This is a genomic window from Kineococcus rugosus (genome assembly GCF_050871975.1).
In the GTDB taxonomy this organism is placed as follows: Bacteria; Actinomycetota; Actinomycetes; order Actinomycetales; family Kineococcaceae; genus Kineococcus.
The window spans coordinates 28,565-47,541 of record NZ_JBJLSJ010000001.1 but is presented as its reverse complement, the minus strand read 5'-3'; the positions used below and the strand labels follow the sequence as shown (position 1 = coordinate 47,541).

General features: G+C 73.9%; 18 protein-coding genes. All 18 read left to right on the top strand.

The features are described 5' to 3' along the window. The first annotated feature begins 149 nt into the window (after nucleotides 1–149). The 18 genes from pyrR (at nucleotide 150) to metK (ending at nucleotide 18,938) form a co-directional block, all read left to right on the top strand. On the top strand, nucleotides 150–719 hold the full coding sequence (gene pyrR / locus ACRYM6_RS00240; RefSeq protein ID WP_432540375.1) for a bifunctional pyr operon transcriptional regulator/uracil phosphoribosyltransferase PyrR: 570 nt from the start codon (nucleotides 150–152) through the stop codon (nucleotides 717–719). Further along, nucleotides 719–1,678, top strand: coding sequence for an aspartate carbamoyltransferase catalytic subunit (locus tag ACRYM6_RS00235; protein WP_432540520.1), 960 nt, complete (start codon nucleotides 719–721; stop codon nucleotides 1,676–1,678). The genes pyrR and ACRYM6_RS00235 overlap by 1 nt, the downstream gene beginning before the upstream one ends. After that, nucleotides 1,675–2,979 carry a dihydroorotase gene (locus ACRYM6_RS00230; protein ID WP_432540374.1) on the top strand — a complete coding sequence of 435 codons (1,305 nt, stop codon included), beginning with the start codon at nucleotides 1,675–1,677 and terminating at the stop codon, nucleotides 2,977–2,979. The genes ACRYM6_RS00235 and ACRYM6_RS00230 overlap by 4 nt, the downstream gene beginning before the upstream one ends. Next, the gene (locus ACRYM6_RS00225) at nucleotides 2,976–3,494 is read left to right on the top strand and encodes a PH-like domain-containing protein (RefSeq protein ID WP_432540373.1); all 519 of its coding nucleotides are present in this window, start codon (nucleotides 2,976–2,978) and stop codon (nucleotides 3,492–3,494) included. The genes ACRYM6_RS00230 and ACRYM6_RS00225 overlap by 4 nt, the downstream gene beginning before the upstream one ends. Beyond that, entirely contained in the window at nucleotides 3,491–4,684 is a 1,194-nt protein-coding gene (carA, locus tag ACRYM6_RS00220) for a glutamine-hydrolyzing carbamoyl-phosphate synthase small subunit (RefSeq protein WP_432540372.1), read from the top strand. The genes ACRYM6_RS00225 and carA overlap by 4 nt, the downstream gene beginning before the upstream one ends. Then, entirely contained in the window at nucleotides 4,684–7,989 is a 3,306-nt protein-coding gene (gene carB / locus ACRYM6_RS00215) for a carbamoyl-phosphate synthase large subunit (protein WP_432540371.1), read from the top strand. Before carA ends, carB begins: the two co-directional genes overlap by 1 nt. Beyond that, nucleotides 7,986–8,906, top strand: a complete 921-nt coding sequence (pyrF, locus tag ACRYM6_RS00210; RefSeq protein WP_432540370.1) for an orotidine-5'-phosphate decarboxylase — start codon at nucleotides 7,986–7,988, stop codon at nucleotides 8,904–8,906. Before carB ends, pyrF begins: the two co-directional genes overlap by 4 nt. After that, nucleotides 8,903–9,223 (top strand): hypothetical protein, encoded by a 321-nt coding sequence (locus tag ACRYM6_RS00205; protein ID WP_432540369.1) that lies wholly within the window; start codon nucleotides 8,903–8,905, stop codon nucleotides 9,221–9,223. Before pyrF ends, ACRYM6_RS00205 begins: the two co-directional genes overlap by 4 nt. Before the next feature lie 247 nt (nucleotides 9,224–9,470). Beyond that, nucleotides 9,471–11,186: an ABC transporter substrate-binding protein gene (locus ACRYM6_RS00200; protein ID WP_432540368.1), complete on the top strand. Its 1,716-nt coding sequence runs from the start codon at nucleotides 9,471–9,473 to the stop codon at nucleotides 11,184–11,186. 28 nt (nucleotides 11,187–11,214) lie between these two features. Continuing rightward, entirely contained in the window at nucleotides 11,215–12,219 is a 1,005-nt protein-coding gene (locus ACRYM6_RS00195; protein ID WP_432540367.1) for an ABC transporter permease, read from the top strand. Beyond that, nucleotides 12,216–13,127, top strand: coding sequence for an ABC transporter permease (locus tag ACRYM6_RS00190; protein WP_432540366.1), 912 nt, complete (start codon nucleotides 12,216–12,218; stop codon nucleotides 13,125–13,127). Before ACRYM6_RS00195 ends, ACRYM6_RS00190 begins: the two co-directional genes overlap by 4 nt. Then, nucleotides 13,124–14,113, top strand: a complete 990-nt coding sequence (locus ACRYM6_RS00185; RefSeq protein ID WP_432540365.1) for an ABC transporter ATP-binding protein — start codon at nucleotides 13,124–13,126, stop codon at nucleotides 14,111–14,113. The genes ACRYM6_RS00190 and ACRYM6_RS00185 overlap by 4 nt, the downstream gene beginning before the upstream one ends. Beyond that, nucleotides 14,110–15,150 carry an ABC transporter ATP-binding protein gene (locus ACRYM6_RS00180; RefSeq protein ID WP_432540364.1) on the top strand — a complete coding sequence of 347 codons (1,041 nt, stop codon included), beginning with the start codon at nucleotides 14,110–14,112 and terminating at the stop codon, nucleotides 15,148–15,150. Before ACRYM6_RS00185 ends, ACRYM6_RS00180 begins: the two co-directional genes overlap by 4 nt. 98 nt (nucleotides 15,151–15,248) lie before the next feature. Then, on the top strand, nucleotides 15,249–15,581 hold the full coding sequence (mihF, locus tag ACRYM6_RS00175) for an integration host factor, actinobacterial type (protein WP_432511068.1): 333 nt from the start codon (nucleotides 15,249–15,251) through the stop codon (nucleotides 15,579–15,581). Continuing rightward, nucleotides 15,578–16,159, top strand: coding sequence for a guanylate kinase (gene gmk, locus ACRYM6_RS00170; RefSeq protein ID WP_432540519.1), 582 nt, complete (start codon nucleotides 15,578–15,580; stop codon nucleotides 16,157–16,159). The genes mihF and gmk overlap by 4 nt, the downstream gene beginning before the upstream one ends. A gap of 32 nt (nucleotides 16,160–16,191) precedes the next feature. After that, nucleotides 16,192–16,455, top strand: a complete 264-nt coding sequence (gene rpoZ / locus ACRYM6_RS00165) for a DNA-directed RNA polymerase subunit omega (protein ID WP_106206095.1) — start codon at nucleotides 16,192–16,194, stop codon at nucleotides 16,453–16,455. Continuing rightward, nucleotides 16,452–17,738: a bifunctional phosphopantothenoylcysteine decarboxylase/phosphopantothenate--cysteine ligase CoaBC gene (gene coaBC / locus ACRYM6_RS00160; protein WP_432540363.1), complete on the top strand. Its 1,287-nt coding sequence runs from the start codon at nucleotides 16,452–16,454 to the stop codon at nucleotides 17,736–17,738. Before rpoZ ends, coaBC begins: the two co-directional genes overlap by 4 nt. Then, nucleotides 17,739–18,938 carry a methionine adenosyltransferase gene (metK, locus tag ACRYM6_RS00155; RefSeq protein ID WP_432540362.1) on the top strand — a complete coding sequence of 400 codons (1,200 nt, stop codon included), beginning with the start codon at nucleotides 17,739–17,741 and terminating at the stop codon, nucleotides 18,936–18,938. It begins immediately after the preceding gene. Nucleotides 18,939–18,977: the final 39 nt, after the last annotated feature.

The following is an 18,977-nucleotide window of genomic DNA, read 5'->3' as shown; positions in this document are numbered from 1 at the left end:
CGCTGCGGGCGGCGTCCGACCCGCGGCGGTCGGCCCAGCGTGCTCCTGTAGGGTCGCCGGTGGCCACCGACCCGCGGGCGCGTCCCGCGGGGAGCTGGTGAAGACGTCCTTTAAGGATCCGTCCCGTGAGGCGGGGAAGGAGGTCCGCAGTGAACGCTGCCCCGGACCAGTCCGCGAGGGTGCTCCTCGAGGGTGCCGACATCGCCCGCGCCGTGACGCGCATCGCGCACGAGCTGCTGGAGTCCAACAAGGGCCCGCAGGACCTCGTCCTGCTGGGCGTCCCCACCCGCGGGGTCCCGCTGGCCCGGCGCCTGGCCGCTCGGCTCGCCGAGGTCGAGGGCACGAGCGTGCCCACCGGTTCGCTCGACGTCACGATGTACCGCGACGACCTGCGCCGGCACCCCACCCGCGAGCTGCTGCCCACGACGCTGCCGGCCGGCGGCATCGACGACAAGGTCGTGGTCCTGGTCGACGACGTCCTGTACTCCGGGCGCACCATCCGCGCCGCCCTCGACGCCCTGAGCGACCTGGGCCGCCCCCGCGCGGTGCGGCTGGCCGTCCTGGTCGACCGCGGCCACCGCGAGCTGCCCATCCGCGCCGACCACGTCGGCAAGAACCTGCCCACCTCCAGCGCCGAGCGCGTCAGCGTCCTGCTCGAGGAGCTCGACGGCCGCGACGCCGTCCTCATCACCCAGCCGACCGCGGGGGGCGCCGCGTGATGCGCCACCTGCTCTCGGCCGCCGACCTCGACCGCGACGGCGCCGTGCGCGTCCTCGACGTCGCCGAGGAGATGGCCGCCACCCAGCGCCGGGAGATCAAGAAGCTGCCGACCCTGCGCGGGCGCACGGTCGTCAACCTCTTCTTCGAGGACTCCACCCGCACCCGCACGTCCTTCGAGGCCGCCGCCAAGCGGCTGTCGGCCGACGTCATCAACTTCTCCGCCAAGGGCTCCAGCGTCTCCAAGGGCGAGAGCCTGAAGGACACCGCGCTGACCCTGGAGGCCATGGGCGCCGACGCCGTCGTCGTGCGGCACGGCTCCTCCGGGGCCCCGCACCGGCTCGCGCACGCCGGCTGGACGCGCGGCGCCGTCGTCAACGCCGGCGACGGCACCCACGAGCACCCCACCCAGGCGCTCCTGGACGCCTACACGATGCGCCGCCACCTCAAGGGGGGGACGGGGGACCTGCGCGGCGCGAAGGTCGTCGTCGTCGGCGACGTCCTGCACTCGCGGGTCGCGCGCTCCAACGTCCTGCTGCTGCACACCCTCGGCGCGCAGGTCACCCTCGTCGCCCCGCCGACGCTGCTGCCCGTCGGGGTCGGGGACTGGCCGTGCGCGTCCTCCCACGACCTCGACGCGACCCTCGCGGCGGTCGCGCCGGACGCGGTGATGATGCTGCGCGTGCAGGCCGAGCGGATGGACGCCTCCAAGGGCTCCTTCTTCCCCTCCGCGCGCGAGTACAGCCGCCGGTACGGCCTGGGCCGCGAGCGGCTGGGGCTCCTGCCCGACCACGCGATCGTCATGCACCCCGGCCCGATGAACCGCGGCCTGGAGATCTCCGCCGACGCCGCCGACTCGGCCCGCTCGACCATCGTCGAGCAGGTCGGCAACGGCGTCGCGGTGCGGATGGCGGTCCTGTACCTGTTGCTGGCCGGCGAGCTCCCGGGAGGGGACGCGTGAACACCACCGCGAACACCACGATCGTCCGGAACGTCAGGCCGCTCGGCGGCGAGGCCACCGACCTGCTGCTGCGCGACGGCGTCATCGCCGCGGTGGGCCCGGGGCTGAGCGCCGAGGGCGCCACCGTCCACGACGGGCGCGGCCTGCACGCCCTGCCGGGCCTGGTCGACCTGCACACCCACCTGCGCGAACCCGGCCGCGAGGACGCCGAGACCGTCGAGTCCGGCACCCGCTCGGCCGCCCGCGGCGGCTACACCGCGGTGTTCGCCATGGCCAACACCTTCCCCGTCGCCGACACCGCCGGCGTCGTCGAGCAGGTCCAGCGCCTGGGCGAGGAGGCCGGCTGGGCCGACGTGCGGCCCGTCGGCGCCGTCACCGTGGGCCTGGCCGGTCAGCAGCTCGCCGAGCTCGGCGCGATGGCCGACTCCCGGGCCGGCGTGCGCGTCTTCTCCGACGACGGGCACTGCGTGTCCGACGCCGTGCTGATGCGCCGGGCGCTGGAGTACGTCAAGGCGTTCGACGGCGTCATCGCCCAGCACGCCCAGGAACCGCGCCTGACCGAGGGGGCGCAGATGAACGAGGGCACCGTGAGCGCGGTCCTCGGCCTGCGGGGCTGGCCCAGCGTGGCCGAGGAGGCGATCATCGCCCGCGACGTGCTGCTGGCCGACCACGTCGGGTCCCGGCTGCACGTGTGCCACCTGTCCACCCGCGGCTCGGTCGAGATCGTCCGCTGGGCCAAGGCCCGCGGCGTCCAGGTCACCGCCGAGGTCACCCCCCACCACCTGCTGCTCACCGACGAGCTCGTCCGCGGCTACGACCCCGTCTACAAGGTCAACCCGCCGCTGCGGACGCAGGCCGACGTCGAGGCCGTCCGCGAGGGCCTGGCCGACGGGACGATCGACGTCGTCGCCACCGACCACGCCCCGCACCCGGTCGAGGCCAAGGACTGCGAGTGGTCCGCCGCGGCGATGGGCATGACCGGGCTGGAGACCGCGCTGAGCGTCGTGCAGCACACCATGGTCGACACCGGCCTCATCGGCTGGGACGTCCTCGCCGACCGCATGTCGCACGCCCCGGCCCGCATCGGCCGCCTCGCCGGGCACGGCGAGCCGCTGGCCGTGGGCTCGGCGGCGAACCTCGTGCTCGTCGACCCCGCCGCCCGCTGGACGGTCGACCCCGAGGCCATGGCCACGGCGGGGCGCAACTCCCCGTTCCGCGGGACGGAACTGCCCGGCAGGGTCGTCGCGACGTTCCTGCGCGGCCGGCCCACCGTGCTCGACTCGGGACTGGTGAGCGCATGAGGTGGATCGCCGTCGCCCTGCTGGTGATCGCCCTGCTGGTGGTCTGGCGGATGATGTTCATGGGCTACCGCGGCCGGGCGCTGCGGCAGAAGCAGGAGTTCCCCCGGCCCGTCGGGTCGAAGGACTGGAAGCGCCTGCGGGACGCCGTCGAGGGCACGTACGTGTCCACGACGGACGCCGAGAACGCCCTCGACCGCATCGCCGCCCACGGCCTGGGGACCCGCAGCGCCGTCGCGCTGGGCTTCCTCGACGAGGGCGTGGGGCTGCTGCGCGAGGGGGCCCGGTCGTTCGTGATCCCGACCGCCGACATCGTCGGCGTCGGCCACGGGCCGGGCATGGTCGGCAAGTGGATGGGCAAGGAGAAGGGCCTGCTGGTCCTGCGCTGGAAGCTCGGCGAGCGCATCGTCGACACGGGAGTCAAACCGCGCCACCCCGAGCAGGGGGCGAGGTTCGCGGAGCAGGTGGAGGAACTCGTGCGGAACCACAAGAACAAGAACACCGGAGGTGCCCAGTGAGCGCGCGCGTTCCCGCAGTGCTCGTCCTCGAGGACGGTCGCACGTTCCCCGGCCAGGCCTACGGCCACGTCGGGCAGACCGTCGGCGAGGCCGTGTTCTCCACCGGGATGACCGGCTACCAGGAGACCCTCACCGACCCCAGCTACCACCGCCAGGTCGTCGTCATGACCGCCCCGCACGTGGGCAACACCGGCTGGAACGACGAGGACGACGAGTCGGGCCGGATCTGGGTCGCCGGGTACGTCGTGCGCGACCCCGCCCGCATCCCCTCGAACTGGCGCTCGCGGCGCTCCCTGGCCGACGAGCTCGACGCCCAGGGCGTCGTCGGGATCAGCGGGGTCGACACCCGCGCCCTGACCCGCCACCTGCGCGAGCGCGGCGCCATGAAGGTCGGCGTGTTCTCCGGCGAGGCCGCCGCCCGGCCCGCCGAGGAGCTGCTGGCCGTCGTCCGCGACGCCCCCGACATGGTCGGCACCGACCTCGCCTCGCTCGTCAGCACCGAGGAGCGGTACGTCGTCCCGGCCGTGGGGGAGCGGCGGTTCTCCGTGACCGCCGTCGACCTGGGCATCAAGTCGATGACGCCGCAGCGCCTGGCCGAGCGCGGCATCGAGGTCACCGTCGTGCCCTCCACCTCGACGCTGGAGGAGGTGCTCACCTCCGGCCCGGACGGCGCCGCCCCCGACGGGGTGTTCTTCTCCAACGGCCCCGGCGACCCGGCCGCCGCGACCCACGAGATCGAGGTCCTGCAGGGCGTGCTGGAGCGGAAGATCCCCTTCTTCGGCATCTGCTACGGCAACCAGCTGCTCGGCCGGGCCCTGGGCTACGGCACGTACAAGCTGAAGTACGGCCACCGCGGCATCAACCAGCCCGTCATGGACCTGGCCACCCGCAAGGTCGAGGTCACCGCCCACAACCACGGGTTCGCCGTCGACGGCGCGGCCGGGGAGGTCCGCGACACCCCCTACGGCCGGGCCGAGGTCAGCCACGTCGGCCTCAACGACGGCGTCGTGGAGGGCCTGCGCTGCCTGGACACGCCGGCGTTCTCCGTGCAGTACCACCCCGAGGCGGCGGCCGGTCCGCACGACGCCTCCTACCTGTTCGACCGGTTCCTCGACCTCATGGGCGGCACGCCCGCCGCGCAGCTCGTCGACGACCAGGGCGAGACCGACACGACCGAGAAGGACGCCTGATGCCCCGCCGCTCCGACCTGAAGTCGGTCCTCGTCATCGGCTCCGGCCCCATCGTCATCGGCCAGGCCGCCGAGTTCGACTACTCCGGCACCCAGGCCTGCCGCGTGCTCAAGGCCGAGGGCCTGCGCGTGGTCCTGGTGAACTCCAACCCCGCGACGATCATGACCGACCCGGAGATGGCCGACGCCACCTACGTCGAGCCGATCACCCCGGCCACGGTCGAGGCCATCATCGCCAAGGAGCGCCCCGACGCGGTCCTGGCGACCCTGGGCGGGCAGACCGCGCTGAACACCGCGATCGCCCTGTACGAGAGCGGCGCGCTGGCCAGGTACGGCACCGAGCTCATCGGCGCCGACGTCGACGCCATCAAGCTCGGCGAGGACCGCCTGCTGTTCAAGGGCGTCGTCGAGCGCTGCGGCGCGGAGTCGGCCAGGTCGCACCTGTGCCACTCGATGGACGAGGTCCTCGCCGCCGCCGGGGACCTCGGGTACCCCGTCGTCGTGCGCCCCAGCTTCACCATGGGCGGGCTCGGGTCCGGGTTCGCCTACGACGAGACCGACCTGCGCCGCATCGCCGGCCAGGGGCTGCACCACTCCCCGGTCACCGAGGTGCTGCTGGAGGAGTCCATCCTCGGCTGGAAGGAGTACGAGCTCGAGCTCATGCGCGACCGCGCCGACAACGTCGTGGTCGTCTGCTCGATCGAGAACTTCGACCCGATGGGCGTCCACACCGGCGACTCGATCACCGTCGCGCCGGCCATGACGCTCACCGACCGCGAGTACCAGCGGATGCGCGACATCGGCATCGCCGTCATCCGCGAGGTCGGCGTGGACACCGGCGGCTGCAACATCCAGTTCGCGGTGAACCCGGTCGACGGCCGCATCATCGTCATCGAGATGAACCCGCGCGTGTCGCGGTCCTCGGCGCTGGCCTCGAAGGCGACGGGTTTCCCCATCGCCAAGATCGCCGCGCGCCTGGCCGTCGGGTACACCCTCGACGAGATCCGCAACGACATCACCGAGGTCACCCCGGCCAGCTTCGAGCCCACGCTCGACTACGTCGTGGTCAAGGTGCCGCGGTTCGCGTTCGAGAAGTTCCCGGCCGCCGACCCGACCCTCACCACGACGATGAAGAGCGTCGGCGAGGCGATGGCGCTGGGCCGCAACTTCACCGAGGCCCTGCAGAAGGCGCTGCGCAGCACCGAGAAGCGCGGTGCGCAGTTCAGCTGGGCCGGGCCGGTGGGCGACCGCGAGGACCTGCTGCGCCGCGCCCAGCAGCCGACCGACGAGCGCATCGGCCTGGTCATGCAGGCCATCCGCGCCGGCGCGACCCCGGCCGAGCTGTTCGAGTCCACGAGGATCGACCCCTGGTTCCTCGACCAGCTGTTCCTCATCGACGAGATCGCGGTCGAGGTGCGCGAGAGCGACGACCTGACCCCGGAGCTGCTGCGGCACGCCAAGCGGCACGGGTTCTCCGACGCCCAGATCGGGGAGCTGCGGCACCTGCCGGAGGCCGTGGTCCGCGGCGTCCGGCACGCCCTCGGCGTCCGCCCGGTCTACAAGACGGTCGACACCTGCGCGGCGGAGTTCGCGGCCAGCACGCCGTACCACTACTCCTCCTACGACTCCGAGGACGAGACCCGGGGGCGCGAGAAGCCGGCGATCATCATCCTGGGGTCCGGCCCCAACCGCATCGGCCAGGGCGTCGAGTTCGACTACTCCTGCGTGCACGCCAGCTTCGCGCTGGCCGAGGCCGGGTTCGAGACCGTCATGGTCAACTGCAACCCCGAGACCGTCTCCACCGACTACGACACCTCCGACCGGCTGTACTTCGAGCCGCTCACCCTCGAGGACGTCCTGGAGGTCGTGCACGCCGAGACGCGCTGCGGCCCGGTGGCCGGCGTCATCGTCCAGCTCGGCGGGCAGACGCCGCTGGGCCTGGCGGCCGCGCTGGAGCAGGCGGGCGTCCCGATCATCGGGACCTCGCCGCAGGCCATCGACCTGGCCGAGGAGCGCGGCGCCTTCGGGCAGGTGCTCGAGCGCGCCGGCCTGATCGCCCCCAAGCACGGGACGGCCTCCAGCTTCGAGCGGGCCCGCGCCATCGCCTCCGAGATCGGCTACCCCGTCCTGGTCCGCCCCAGCTACGTCCTCGGCGGGCGCGGCATGCAGATCGTCTACGACGAGGCCACCCTCGAGCAGTACATGGCGACCGCGACCGAGGTCTCGGCCGAGCGTCCCGTGCTCGTCGACAAGTTCCTCGACAACGGCCTGGAGATCGACGTCGACGCGCTGTTCGACGGCGAGGAGATGTACCTGGGCGGGATCATGGAGCACATCGAGGAGGCCGGGATCCACTCCGGCGACTCGGCCTGCGTCATCCCCCCGCCCACCCTGGGCGCCTCCGAGCTGCAGCGGGTGCGGGAGGCCACCGAGGCCATCGCCCGCGGGGTCGGGGTGCGCGGGCTGCTGAACGTCCAGTTCGCCCTCGCCGCCGACATCCTCTACGTGCTGGAGGCGAACCCGCGCGCCTCGCGGACCGTCCCGTTCGTCTCCAAGGCGACCGGGGTGCCGCTGGCCAAGGCCGCGGCGCGGCTCATGGCCGGCACCTCCATCCGCGACCTGCGCGCCGAGGGCCTGCTGCCCGCGCGCGGCGACGGCGGGGCGCTGCCGGCCGACGCGCCGGTGTCGGTCAAGGAGGCGGTCCTGCCGTTCGCGCGGTTCCGCACCGCCGAGGGCGTGGTCGTCGACTCCCTGCTCGGGCCGGAGATGCGCTCCACCGGTGAGGTCATGGGCATCGACGTCGACTTCCCGACGGCGTTCGGCAAGTCGCAGACCGCCGCCTACGGGGGCCTGCCCACCACGGGGACGGCGTTCATCTCCGTCGCCGACCGCGACAAGCGGGCGATGATCTTCCCGATCAAGCGCCTGGCCGACCTCGGGTTCACCCTGCTGGCCACCGAGGGCACCGCGCAGGTCCTGCGCCGCAACGGCATCGCGTCCACGGTGGTGCGCAAGCACTCCGAGGGCACCAGCGAGGACGGCGAGCTGACGATCGTCGGCCGCATCGCGGCCGGGGAGGTCGCGATGGTGGTCAACACCCCCTCGGGCAACCAGGCCCGCGCCGACGGCTACGAGATCCGCGCCGCGGCGACCTCGGTGGGCTCGCCCATCATCACGACGATCCAGGAACTGGCCGCGGCGGTCCAGGCCATCGAGGCCTACCGCAACGGGCAGGGCCTGAACGTCGCCCCGCTGCAGGAGCACACGGCCCGCCTGGAGGCGGCCTGGGACGGCTTCCGGGCATGACGACGGCGACGGGGACGGCGACGGGGCCCGCGACGGGGCGCTTCGGGCGGCGGCTGGCGGCGGCGACGGCCGCCCACGGCCCGCTGTGCGCGGGCATCGACCCGCACACCCCGCTGCTGGCCGCCTGGGGCCTGGGCGACGACGCCGCCGGCGTCGAGAGGTTCGGGCGCACCGTCGTCGAGGCCCTCGCCGGGCACGTGGCCTGCGTCAAGCCGCAGGCCGCGTTCTTCGAGCGGCACGGCTCGCGCGGCGTCGCGGCGCTCGAACGGGTCGTCGCCGACGCCCGCGAGGCCGGGCTGCTCACGATCGTCGACGCCAAGCGCGGCGACATCGGCTCCACGATGGCCGGGTACGCCGACGCGTTCGTCGGGGACTCCCCGCTGGCCGGGGACGCGGTGACGGTCTCGCCGTACCTGGGGTTCGGCTCGCTGCAGCCCGTGCTGGACCTCGCGGCCCGGCACGGGCGGGGCGTCTTCGTCCTGGCGCTGACCTCGAACCCCGAGGGCGCCTCGGTGCAGCACGCCGTCGGCGCCGACGGGCGGCCGGTGGCGCGCGCGGTCGCCGAGGCCGCCGCGCAGCGCAACGCCGGCGCGGCGCCGCTCGGCGACGTCGGCCTCGTGGTGGGGGCCACCGTCGGCAGCGCCGTCACCGACCTCGGGATCGACCTGGACGCCGTCAACGGCCCGCTGCTGGCCCCGGGGGTCGGGGCGCAGGGCGCCACGGCCGCGGACCTGCAGCGCGTGTTCGGGTCCGCGCGCCGGCTGGTCCTGGCCGCCAGCTCCCGCGAGATCCTCGCCGCCGGCCCGGACCCGGTGGCGCTGCGCGACGCGGCCCGGCGCTCGGCGGACGCCGTCCGGGTGGCCCTGGCCGTCCAGGACGGGCCGGTGTCGGAGGCACCTGACACAGTGGTCCGGTGACGAGCAGGCAGCAGTTGAGCGCCGAACTCGGCAGCGGCATCGCGGCGCTCGTCGTGACCGCCGTCGAGGTCGGCCACGGGGAACTGGAGGCCCGCCGGCAGGTGGCGGGTTTCCTGCGCGGGCTGCGGCTGGACCCCGGTGCGGTGCTGCACGCGGCCGTGGCCGGTGTCCCGGGCCTGGCCCCGGCCGAGACCGTCGACCCCGGCGAGGGACCCGGGGTGGAGGACCAGCTCCTGGCCGCCCTCGAGGCGAGGGAGTGGCTGGAGCGCATGGCCTCCGACGTCTCGGCCGGCCGGGAGCTGTGGCCCTCGCCCTGACCGGCGCCCGCACCGCCCCGCGGTGAGCGCGGCAGCGCTCCGCGGAGCCACCCGCTCGGCCGCGGTGCGACCGGGCGGATTGCCCACCCGCCGGGGTTCTGGGTAGGCAGTCCTCACCCGGGAGGTCCTGAGTTACAACTGCGTGTCGTCCGCGAGGCGAGTTGAGTGGACAGGGGTGATCCCCTAGCGTCAGCCTCCGCACAGCCGAGCAGGACCCGTCAGGACCACCGCCGGAACGAGGACGTCGATGTCAGTGCAGGCCCCCACCGAGAACCACCCGCCCCGCGACCCCGCCCACCCCACCCGCCGGGCGTTCACGGTCGCCTCCGTCGCGACCGCGGGCCTGGCCACGCTGTCCGCCTGCGCGGAGAGCGAGCGCGACCCCGAGGGCGGGGGCGAGAGCTCGGGCAGCGGGCGGGACACCTTCGTCTTCGGCGGGTCGGCCGACCCCGACTCGCTGGACCCGGTGTTCGCCTCCGACGGCGAGACCTTCCGCGTCACCCGGCAGATCTTCGAGGGGCTCGTCTCCACGAAACCCGGCACGACCGAGCTCGCGCCGTCGCTGGCCACGGAGTGGGAGACGTCCGAGGACGGCCTCAGCTACACGTTCACCCTCCAGGAGGGGGTGACGTTCTCCAACGGCAAGCCCTTCGACGCCGCGGCCGTCGTCGCGAACTTCGAGCGCTGGTACAACCTGCGGGGCCTGGCCCAGGGCGAGGACCTCGCGTACTACTACCGCTCCATCTTCCGCGGGTTCAAGACCAACGACGACCCCGCGCTGGGGACCTCCCTGTACGCCGGGTCGACGGCGAACCCCGACGGCACCGTCACCGTCACCCTCACCACCCCCTTCGCCGGGTTCCTGGCCTCGCTGACCCTGCCCGCGTTCGCGATGCAGGAGACCGGGGCCGTCGAGGCCGCCGGCGGCAACGGCGTCGACGGCGCCGACCCGCGCCAGAGCGAGTACGCGACGTCCGGTCCCGTCGGCACCGGGCCGTTCACCTTCTCCGGCTGGGAACGCGGCCAGCAGGTCACCCTCAAGCGCAACGACGACTACTGGGGCGAGAAGGCCAAGGTCGCCACCGCCGTCGTCCGCGTCATCGGCGACGGCACCGCCCGCCGGCAGGCGCTGCAGAACGGCGACATCGACGGGTACGACCTCGTCGCCCCGGCCGACGTGGAGACGCTGAAGTCGGCGGACTTCCAGGTGCAGAACCGGCCCGCGTTCAACATCCTCTACCTCGGCATCAACCAGGCGTACCCCCCGCTGGGGGACCTGAAGGTCCGGCAGGCCATCGCCCACGCCATCGACAAGGACGCCGTCATCAAGAACGCGCTGCCGGAGGGCACGAAGCCGGCGACGCAGTTCATGCCGGAGAACGTCATCGGCTGGAACGAGGGCGTCACCACCTACGAGTACGACGTGGCCAGGGCCAAGCAGCTGCTCACCGAAGCGGGGCAGGCGAACCTGACCATCCCCTTCAACTACCCCACGGGCGTCTCGCGGCCCTACATGCCCAACCCGGAGACGATCTACTCCGCCATCAACCAGCAGCTCACCGCGGCGGGCATCACCACCACGCCCGTCGCCGAGCAGTGGACCCCGAACTACCTGGGCACCGTGCAGGGCGGGACCAACCACGGGCTGCACCTGCTGGGCTGGACCGGCGACTACAACGACCCGGACAACTTCATCGGCGTGTTCTTCGGCGCCGCCACGAACGAGTGGGGCTTCTCCGACCCCGGCCTGTTCGAGGCGCTGGCGGCGGCCCGCACCGTGACCACGGAGGCCGAGCAGGAGAGCACCTACCAGGACATCAACGAGCAGATCATGACGTTGCTGCCGGGGATCCCGATCGCCAGCCCCGTCCCGTCGCTGGCGTTCGCGCCCGGCGTCGAGGGCTACGTCGCCAGCCCCGTGCAGGACGAGGTGTGGAACACCGTCACGGTCGCCGACGCCTGATGCTCCCTGCTCGCAGCGAGGAGGCGGCGTGCTGACGCTCGTCGTGCGCCGCCTCGGCCTGCTCGTGATCGTCCTGTTCGGGTTGTCGGTGCTGCTGTTCGCGTGGGTGCGGGCGCTGCCCGGCGACCCGGCGCGGGCCCTGCTGGGGGAGAAGGCCACCCCGGCGGGCATCGCGGCGGTCACCGAGCGGTACGGGTTCGACCAGCCCGTGTGGCAGCAGTACGTGACGTACCTGGGCCGGCTCCTGCACGGCGACCTCGGGGCGTCCATCAACACCGGTGAACCCGTCGTGCAGACGTTCACCGAGCGCTTCCCCGCGACCGTCGAGCTGGCCGTCGCCGCGCTGGTCCTGGCCGTCGTCGTGGGGATCCCGCTGGGCTACCTCGCGGCCCGGCGCCGCGGCGGGTGGCTCGACCACGCGGTGGTGGGCGGCTCGCTGCTCGGCGTCGTCGTGCCCGTGTTCTTCCTCGCGGTCCTGCTGAAGTACCTGCTGGCGATCCAGCTGGGCTGGTTCCCCACCTCGGGGCGCCAGGACGCGCGGATCGACGCGACGCACGTCACGAACTTCTACGTCCTCGACGGGCTGCTGACCCGGGAGTGGGACGCGAGCTGGGACGCCCTGGTCCACCTGGTCCTGCCCGCGCTGGCGCTGGGGTCCATCCCGCTGGCCATCATCGTCCGCATCACCCGCGCCTCGGTCCTGGACGTCCTGGGCGACGACCACGTCCGCACGGCGCAGGCCAAGGGCCTGCCGCGCGGGATCGTCAGCCGCCGCCACGTCCTGCGCAACGCCCTGCTCCCGGTCTCCACGACCCTGGGCCTGCAGGCCGGTGCGCTGCTGTCGGGCGCCGTGCTCACCGAGACGGTGTTCTCCATCAACGGCATCGGCAGCTACCTGTTCGACGCCGTCACGCAACTGGACTACCCCGTGCTGCAGGGCTTCATCCTGTTCATCGCCGTCGTGTACGCGCTGGTGAACCTCGCGGTGGACGTCAGCTACGGGTTCATCGATCCGAGGGTGAGGGTCTCGTGAGCGCCCCCGTGGTGGAACCGACGGTCGCCGAGGCGACCGGGGCCGACGGCGTCGGCCCCTGGCACGCGGCTTGGCGGCGGCTGCGCCGCAACCCCGCCGGCGTCGTCGGCGCCGTGATCGTGCTGGCCTTCGTCGTCGTCGCGGCCGCCGCGCCGCTGCTGGCGCCGCACCGGCCCGCCAGCGCGGAGTGGTTCGCGCAGGTGACCCCGACGACGGTGCCCGGCCCCAGCGCCGGGCACCCCCTGGGGCTGGACTCCTTCGGCTCCGACCTGCTGACCCAGCTGCTGTACGGCGCCCGCTCCTCCCTGGTCATCGGGGTCGTCTCGACGGCCGTGGGCCTGGCCGTCGGCTCGTTCCTGGGGATCCTCGCCGGGGGGCTGGGCGGCAAGGTCGACACGGTGGTCATGCGCGTCGTCGACGTCCTGCTGTCCATCCCGTCGCTGCTGCTGGCGGTGTCCGTGGCGGCGCTGCTGGGCCGCAGCTCGCTGTCGGTCATGCTCGCCATCTCCGCCGCCCAGGTCCCGATCTTCGCCCGGCTGCTGCGGGCCTCGCTGCTGGCCCAGCGCGGGCAGGACTACGTCGTGGCGCTGCGCTCGCTGGGCCTGCGGCGGCGCCGGATCGTCGTCGGGCACATGCTGCCGAACTCCCTGGGGCCGGTGCTGGTGCAGGCGACGCTGACGCTGGCGACGGCCGTCATCGAGGTCGCCGCGCTCAGCTTCCTGGGGCTGGGGGACCCGAACCCGGCCGTCGCGGAGTGGGGACGCATGCTCGTCACCGCCCAGGCGCGGCTGGACCAGGCGCCCTGGCTGGCGATCTACCCCGGCCTGGCCATCGCCGTCACCGCGCTGGGGTTCACCCTGCTCGGCGAGGCGCTGCGCGAGGCCCTGGACCCCCGGAGCGGGCGGTGAGCCTCCTGCAGGTCGAGGACCTGCGCGTCACGTTCACCCGCAAGGGGTCCGCGCCCACCACGGCCGTCGACGGGGTGTCGTTCGACGTCGCCGCCGGCGAGGTCGTGGGACTGGTGGGGGAGTCCGGCTGCGGCAAGTCCGTCACCTCCCTGGCCGTCATGGGGCTGCTGCCGGCGCGCGGCACCCGCGTCAGCGGGTCGGTGCGGTTCGACGGCGACGAGCTGCTCACCGCCTCCCCGCAGCGGATGGCGGCCCGGCGCGGCAAGGACCTCGCCATGGTCTTCCAGGACCCCATGACGTCGCTGAACCCCGTCCTGACCCTGGGGCGGCAGCTCACCGAGGTCCTGCGCGCCCACACCGACCTGAGCCGGGCCGCGGCCCGGCGCGAGGCCGTGGAGCTGCTGGGCCGCGTCGGCATCCCCGACCCGCGCCGCCGGGTGGGGGAGTACCCCCACCAGCTCTCCGGGGGCATGCGCCAGCGCGTGCTCATCGCCATCGCCCTGGCCTGCTCGCCGCGGCTGATCATCGCCGACGAGCCGACCACCGCCCTCGACGTGACGATCCAGGCGCAGGTCCTGGACCTGCTCACCGGGCTGGTCCGCGAGTCCGGCGCGGCGATGGTGCTCATCACCCACGACCTGGGCGTGGTCGCCGGGACCTGCGACCGCGTCAACGTCCTGTACGCCGGCCGCGTCGTGGAGCAGGCCGCGCGGGGGGAGCTGTTCGCCGCCCCCCGCCACCGGTACACCACGGGGCTGCTGGCCGCCGTCCCCCGCGTCGACGCCCCCGAGGGCACGGCCCTGCGGCCGGTCCCCGGGTCCGTGCGGGACCTGCTGCCGTGGGCGCAGGGCTGCGCGTTCGCCCCCCGCTGCGCGTTCGCCGACGCCGCCTGCCGCTCGGGGGAGATCCCCGTCGACCCCGGCGCGCACCCCGTCCGGTGCGTCCACCCCGCCGACCACCCCGCCGACCTGGAGGCCCCCCGGTGACCGAGGCCCTGCTGTCCGTGCGCGACCTGCAGGTCCACTACCCGATCCGCTCGGGCCTGCTGCAGCGCACCGTCGGGACGGTCAAGGCCGTCGACGGCGTCTCCTTCGACGTCGAGCGCGGCACCACCTTCGGGCTCGTGGGGGAGTCCGGGTGCGGCAAGTCGACCCTGGGCCGCGCCGTGCTGCGGCTGTCCGAGCCCACCGGGGGGCAGGTGCACCTGGACGGCCGCGACGTCCTGGCCCTGGGGCCGGAGGAGCTGCGCCGCGAGCGGCGGCGCATGCAGATGGTGTTCCAGGACCCGCTGGCCAGCCTCGACCCGCGCCAGAGCGTCGAGAGCGCGCTCGTGGAGCCCCTGGCGGTGCACGCGGCCCCCGGCGGGCCCGCGGCGTGGCGCTCGCGGGTGCGCGGGCTGCTGGACCGGGTGGGCCTGCCCGCCGGCGCGGGCCGCAAGTACCCCCACGAGTTCTCCGGCGGCCAGCGCCAGCGCGTGGGGATCGCCCGGGCCCTCGTGCTGGACCCCGACCTGCTGGTCGCCGACGAGCCCGTCTCGGCCCTCGACGTCTCCGTGCAGGCCCAGGTCCTGGTGCTGCTGGAGGAGCTGCAGCGCGACCTGGGCCTGACGTACCTCGTCATCGCGCACGACCTCGCCGTCGTCCGGCACGTCTCCACGACCGTGGGGGTCATGTACCTGGGCGGGCTGGTCGAGCGGGGACCCAGCGCCGCGGTGTACGCCCGGCCCCTGCACCCGTACACCCGGGCGCTGCTGTCCGCCGCGCCGGTGCCCGACCCCGTCGCCGAGGCCACCCGCGAGCGGATCCTGCTCACCGGGGACCTGCCCAGCCCGGCCGACCCGCCCTCGGGCTGCCGCTTCCGCACCCGCTGCCCCTGGGTGCAGCCCACGCGCTGCCACGACGAGCGCCCGCAGCTGCGGGTCGTGCCGGGGCACCCGCAGGACCAGCAGGTGGCCTGCCACTGGGCCGAGGAGGTCGAGAGCGGGGCGCTCGCGCCGCGCGGGGGCTCCCGCGCGGTGGCCTGACCGTCCCCGTCCACCCCCGCCGTTGCCGCCCCCTGACCAGGGTGGATAGGTTCACCGGGACCTGCCGCCCCCCGAGCACGACGACCCGAGGTGATGAAGTGGCCCTGCCTCCCCTGACCGCCGAACAGCGCGCTGCCGCACTGGAGAAGGCGGCCGCGGCGCGCCGCGAGCGGGCCGAGGTCAAGCACCGCCTGAAGTACACCGGCGGCAGCCTGGAGGAGGTCATCAAGGAGGGCCAGGAGAACGAGGTCCTCGGCAAGATGAAGGTCTCCGCGCTGCTGGAGTCCCTGCCCAACGTCGGCAAGGTCCGCGCCAAGCAGATCATGGAGGAGATCGGCATCTCGGAGTCGCGCCGCGTGCGGGGCCTGGGCGCCCACCAGATCGCCGCGCTCGTGGACCGCTTCGGCACCCCGGCCGGGAGCGAGTCCTGAACGTCACGCCCGCTCGCCTCACCGTCCTGGCCGGGCCCACCGCGGTCGGCAAGGGCACCGTCTCGGCCGACCTGCGCGCCCGCTACCCCGACATCTGGATCTCCGTCTCCTGCACCACCCGGGCCCAGCGCCCGGGGGAGGTCGACGGCGTGCACTACCACTTCGTCTCCGAGGAGACCTTCGACCGGTACGTCCGCGACGGCGAGCTGCTGGAGTGGGCCCGCGTGCACGGCCGGCACCGCTACGGCACCCCCCGCGGGCCGGTCGAGCAGGTCCTGGCCTCGGGCCGCCCCGCGCTGCTGGAGATCGACCTGGCCGGCGCCCGGCAGGTCCGCGAGGCCACCCGGGCCGCCGGCGTCGACGCCGGGTTCGTCTTCCTGGCCCCGCCGAGCTGGGAGGAGCTGGTGCGCCGCCTCGTCGGCCGCGGCACCGAGACCGAGGAGGAGCGCGAGCGCCGGCTGGCGACGGCGAAGGTCGAGCTGGCGGCCGAGCCGGAGTTCGACGTGACCATCTACAACGACGACGTGCAGCGCGCGACCGACGAGCTCGTAAGATGGATGGGTCTGCCGGTCAGCTGACCTGCGTCTTTCGACACCGAGGAGAAACCATCGTGGCTGGAACCGTCGCGGCGCCCGAGGGCATCACCAACCCGCCCATCGACGACCTGCTGACGGTCGCCGACTCCAAGTACGCCCTGGTGATCTACGCGGCCAAGCGCGCGCGTCAGATCAACGCGTACTACTCCCAGCTGGGCGAGGGCCTGCTGGAGTACGTCGGTCCGCTCGTCGAGACCCACGTGCAGGAGAAGTCGCTGTCCGTCGCGATGCGCGAGATCAACGAGGGTCTGCTGACCTCCGAGCCCATCGAGCAGTGAGCACGCCTCCTGCCCGGGGCCCCCGGGTGGTCCTGGGGGTCGCGGGCGGGATCGCCGCCTACAAGGCGGCGACGCTGCTGCGCGAGCTGACCGAGTCCGGGCACGACGTCACGGTCGTGCCCACCGCCTCCTCCGAGCACTTCGTCGGGCGCGCCACCTGGGAGGCCCTGTCCGGCAAGCCCGTCGCCACCGACGTCTGGACCGGCGCCGACGCCGTCCCGCACGTGCGGCTGGGCCGGCACGCCGACCTCGTCGTCGTCGCTCCCGCCACCGCGGACCTGCTGGCCCGCGCCGCGCACGGGCTGGCCGACGACCTGCTCACCAACGTCCTGCTCACGGCGACCTGCCCGGTGCTGCTGGCCCCGGCCATGCACACCGAGATGTGGCTCAACCCCGCCGTGCAGGCCAACGTCGCCCTGCTGCGCTCGCGCGGGGTCACCGTGCTCGAACCCGCCTCCGGGCGCCTGACCGGCGCCGACACCGGCCCGGGCCGGCTGCCCGAGCCCGCCGACATCGCCGCCGCCTGCCGCCGCCTGCTGGGGTCCGGCGCGCGCGGGCAGGACCTCGCCGGCCGCCGGGTCGTCGTCTCGGCCGGCGGCACCCGCGAGCCGCTGGACCCCGTGCGCTTCCTGGGCAACCGCTCCTCCGGGCGCCAGGGCGTGGCCGTCGCCGCGGCCGCCGTCGCCCGCGGGGCGCGGGTGACGCTCGTGACCGCCCACGTCGAGGTCCCGGCCCCGGCCGCGGTGGACGTCGTGCCGGTGCAGACCGCCGCCCAGCTCGCCGAGGCCGTGACCGCCGCCGCCGCGGACGCCGACGTCGTCGTCATGGCCGCCGCCGTCGCCGACTTCCGGCCCGCCACGCGCGCCGGGGCCAAGATCAAGAAGTCCGAGGACCCCGCCCGCGACCCCGTCGTCGTGCTCGAGCGCACCCCCGACGTCCTGGCCGGGCTGGTGCGCGCCCGCTCGGGCCCTTCGCCGGTGATCGTCGGCTTCGCCGCCGAGACCGGCGACGAGAGCGGCTCCGTGCTCGAGCACGGCCGCGCGAAGCTGGTGCGCAAGGGGTGCGACCTGCTGGTGCTCAACGAGGTCGGCGAGACCCGGGGGTTCGCCACGGCCACGAACGCGGTGACGCTCCTGGGCCGGGACGGCACCGAGCGCGAGGTGCCCGAGTCCAGCAAGGACGTCGTGGCCGACGCGGTGTGGGACGCCGTGGTGCCTATGCTTCCCCCGAGCCCCGCAGCCCCCTCCGGTGCCGCTGCCGAACCGTCGAAGTCTGGAGCCTGAGTGACCACCCCGTTGCGACTGTTCACCTCCGAGTCGGTCACCGAGGGGCACCCGGACAAGATCTGCGACCAGATCTCCGACGGGATCCTCGACGCGCTGCTCGCCCAGGACCCCCGCAGCCGCGTCGCTGTCGAGACGATGGTCACGACCGGCCTGGTCCACGTCGCCGGCGAGGTGACCACCGAGGCGTACGCCGACATCCCGACCATCGTGCGGCGCACGCTGCTCGACATCGGCTACGACTCCTCCGCCAAGGGCTTCGACGGCCGCACCTGCGGCGTCGAGGTGTCCATCGGCTCGCAGTCCCCGGACATCGCCCAGGGCGTCGACGCGGCCTACGAGAACCGCGTGGACGGCGGCGCCGACCCGCTGGACCTGCAGGGCGCCGGCGACCAGGGCCTCATGTTCGGCTACGCCTGCGACGAGACGCCCGAGCTCATGCCGCTGCCGATCCACCTGGCCCACCAGCTGTCCCAGCGGCTGTCGGAGGTCCGCAAGAAGGGCGAGATCCCCTACCTGCGCCCCGACGGCAAGACCCAGGTCACCATCGGCTACGAGGGCGACCGGGCCGTCCGCCTCGACACCGTGGTCCTGTCCACCCAGCACGAGCCCGACGTGGACCTCATCAAGACGCTGACCCCGGACGTGCGCCGGCACGTCATCGAGCCGGTGCTGGAGGGGCTGGACCTCGACACCTCGGACATCCGGCTGCTGGTGAACCCGACCGGCCGCTTCGAGATCGGCGGCCCGATGGGCGACGCCGGCCTGACCGGCCGCAAGATCATCGTCGACACCTACGGCGGGATGTCCCGGCACGGCGGTGGCGCCTTCTCCGGCAAGGACCCCTCGAAGGTGGACCGCTCGGCCGCCTACGCGATGCGCTGGGTCGCCAAGAACGTCGTGGCCGCCGGGCTCGCCGGCCGCTGCGAGGTCCAGGTCGCCTACGCCATCGGCAAGGCCCAGCCCGTCGGCCTGTACGTCGAGACCTTCGGCACCGAGAAGGTCGCCCGCGGCCGCATCGAGGCCGCGATCCGCGACGTCTTCGACCTGCGCCCCGCGGCGATCGTGCGCGACCTCGACCTGCTCCAGCCGATCTACGCGCCGACCGCGGCCTACGGTCACTTCGGCCGGGAACTGCCCGGGTTCACCTGGGAGCGCACCGACCGGGTCGACGCGCTGCGCGCCGCGACCGGGTCCTGAGCGCCCCGGAGCAGCCTCAGCCCGAGCTCGCCGGGCTGA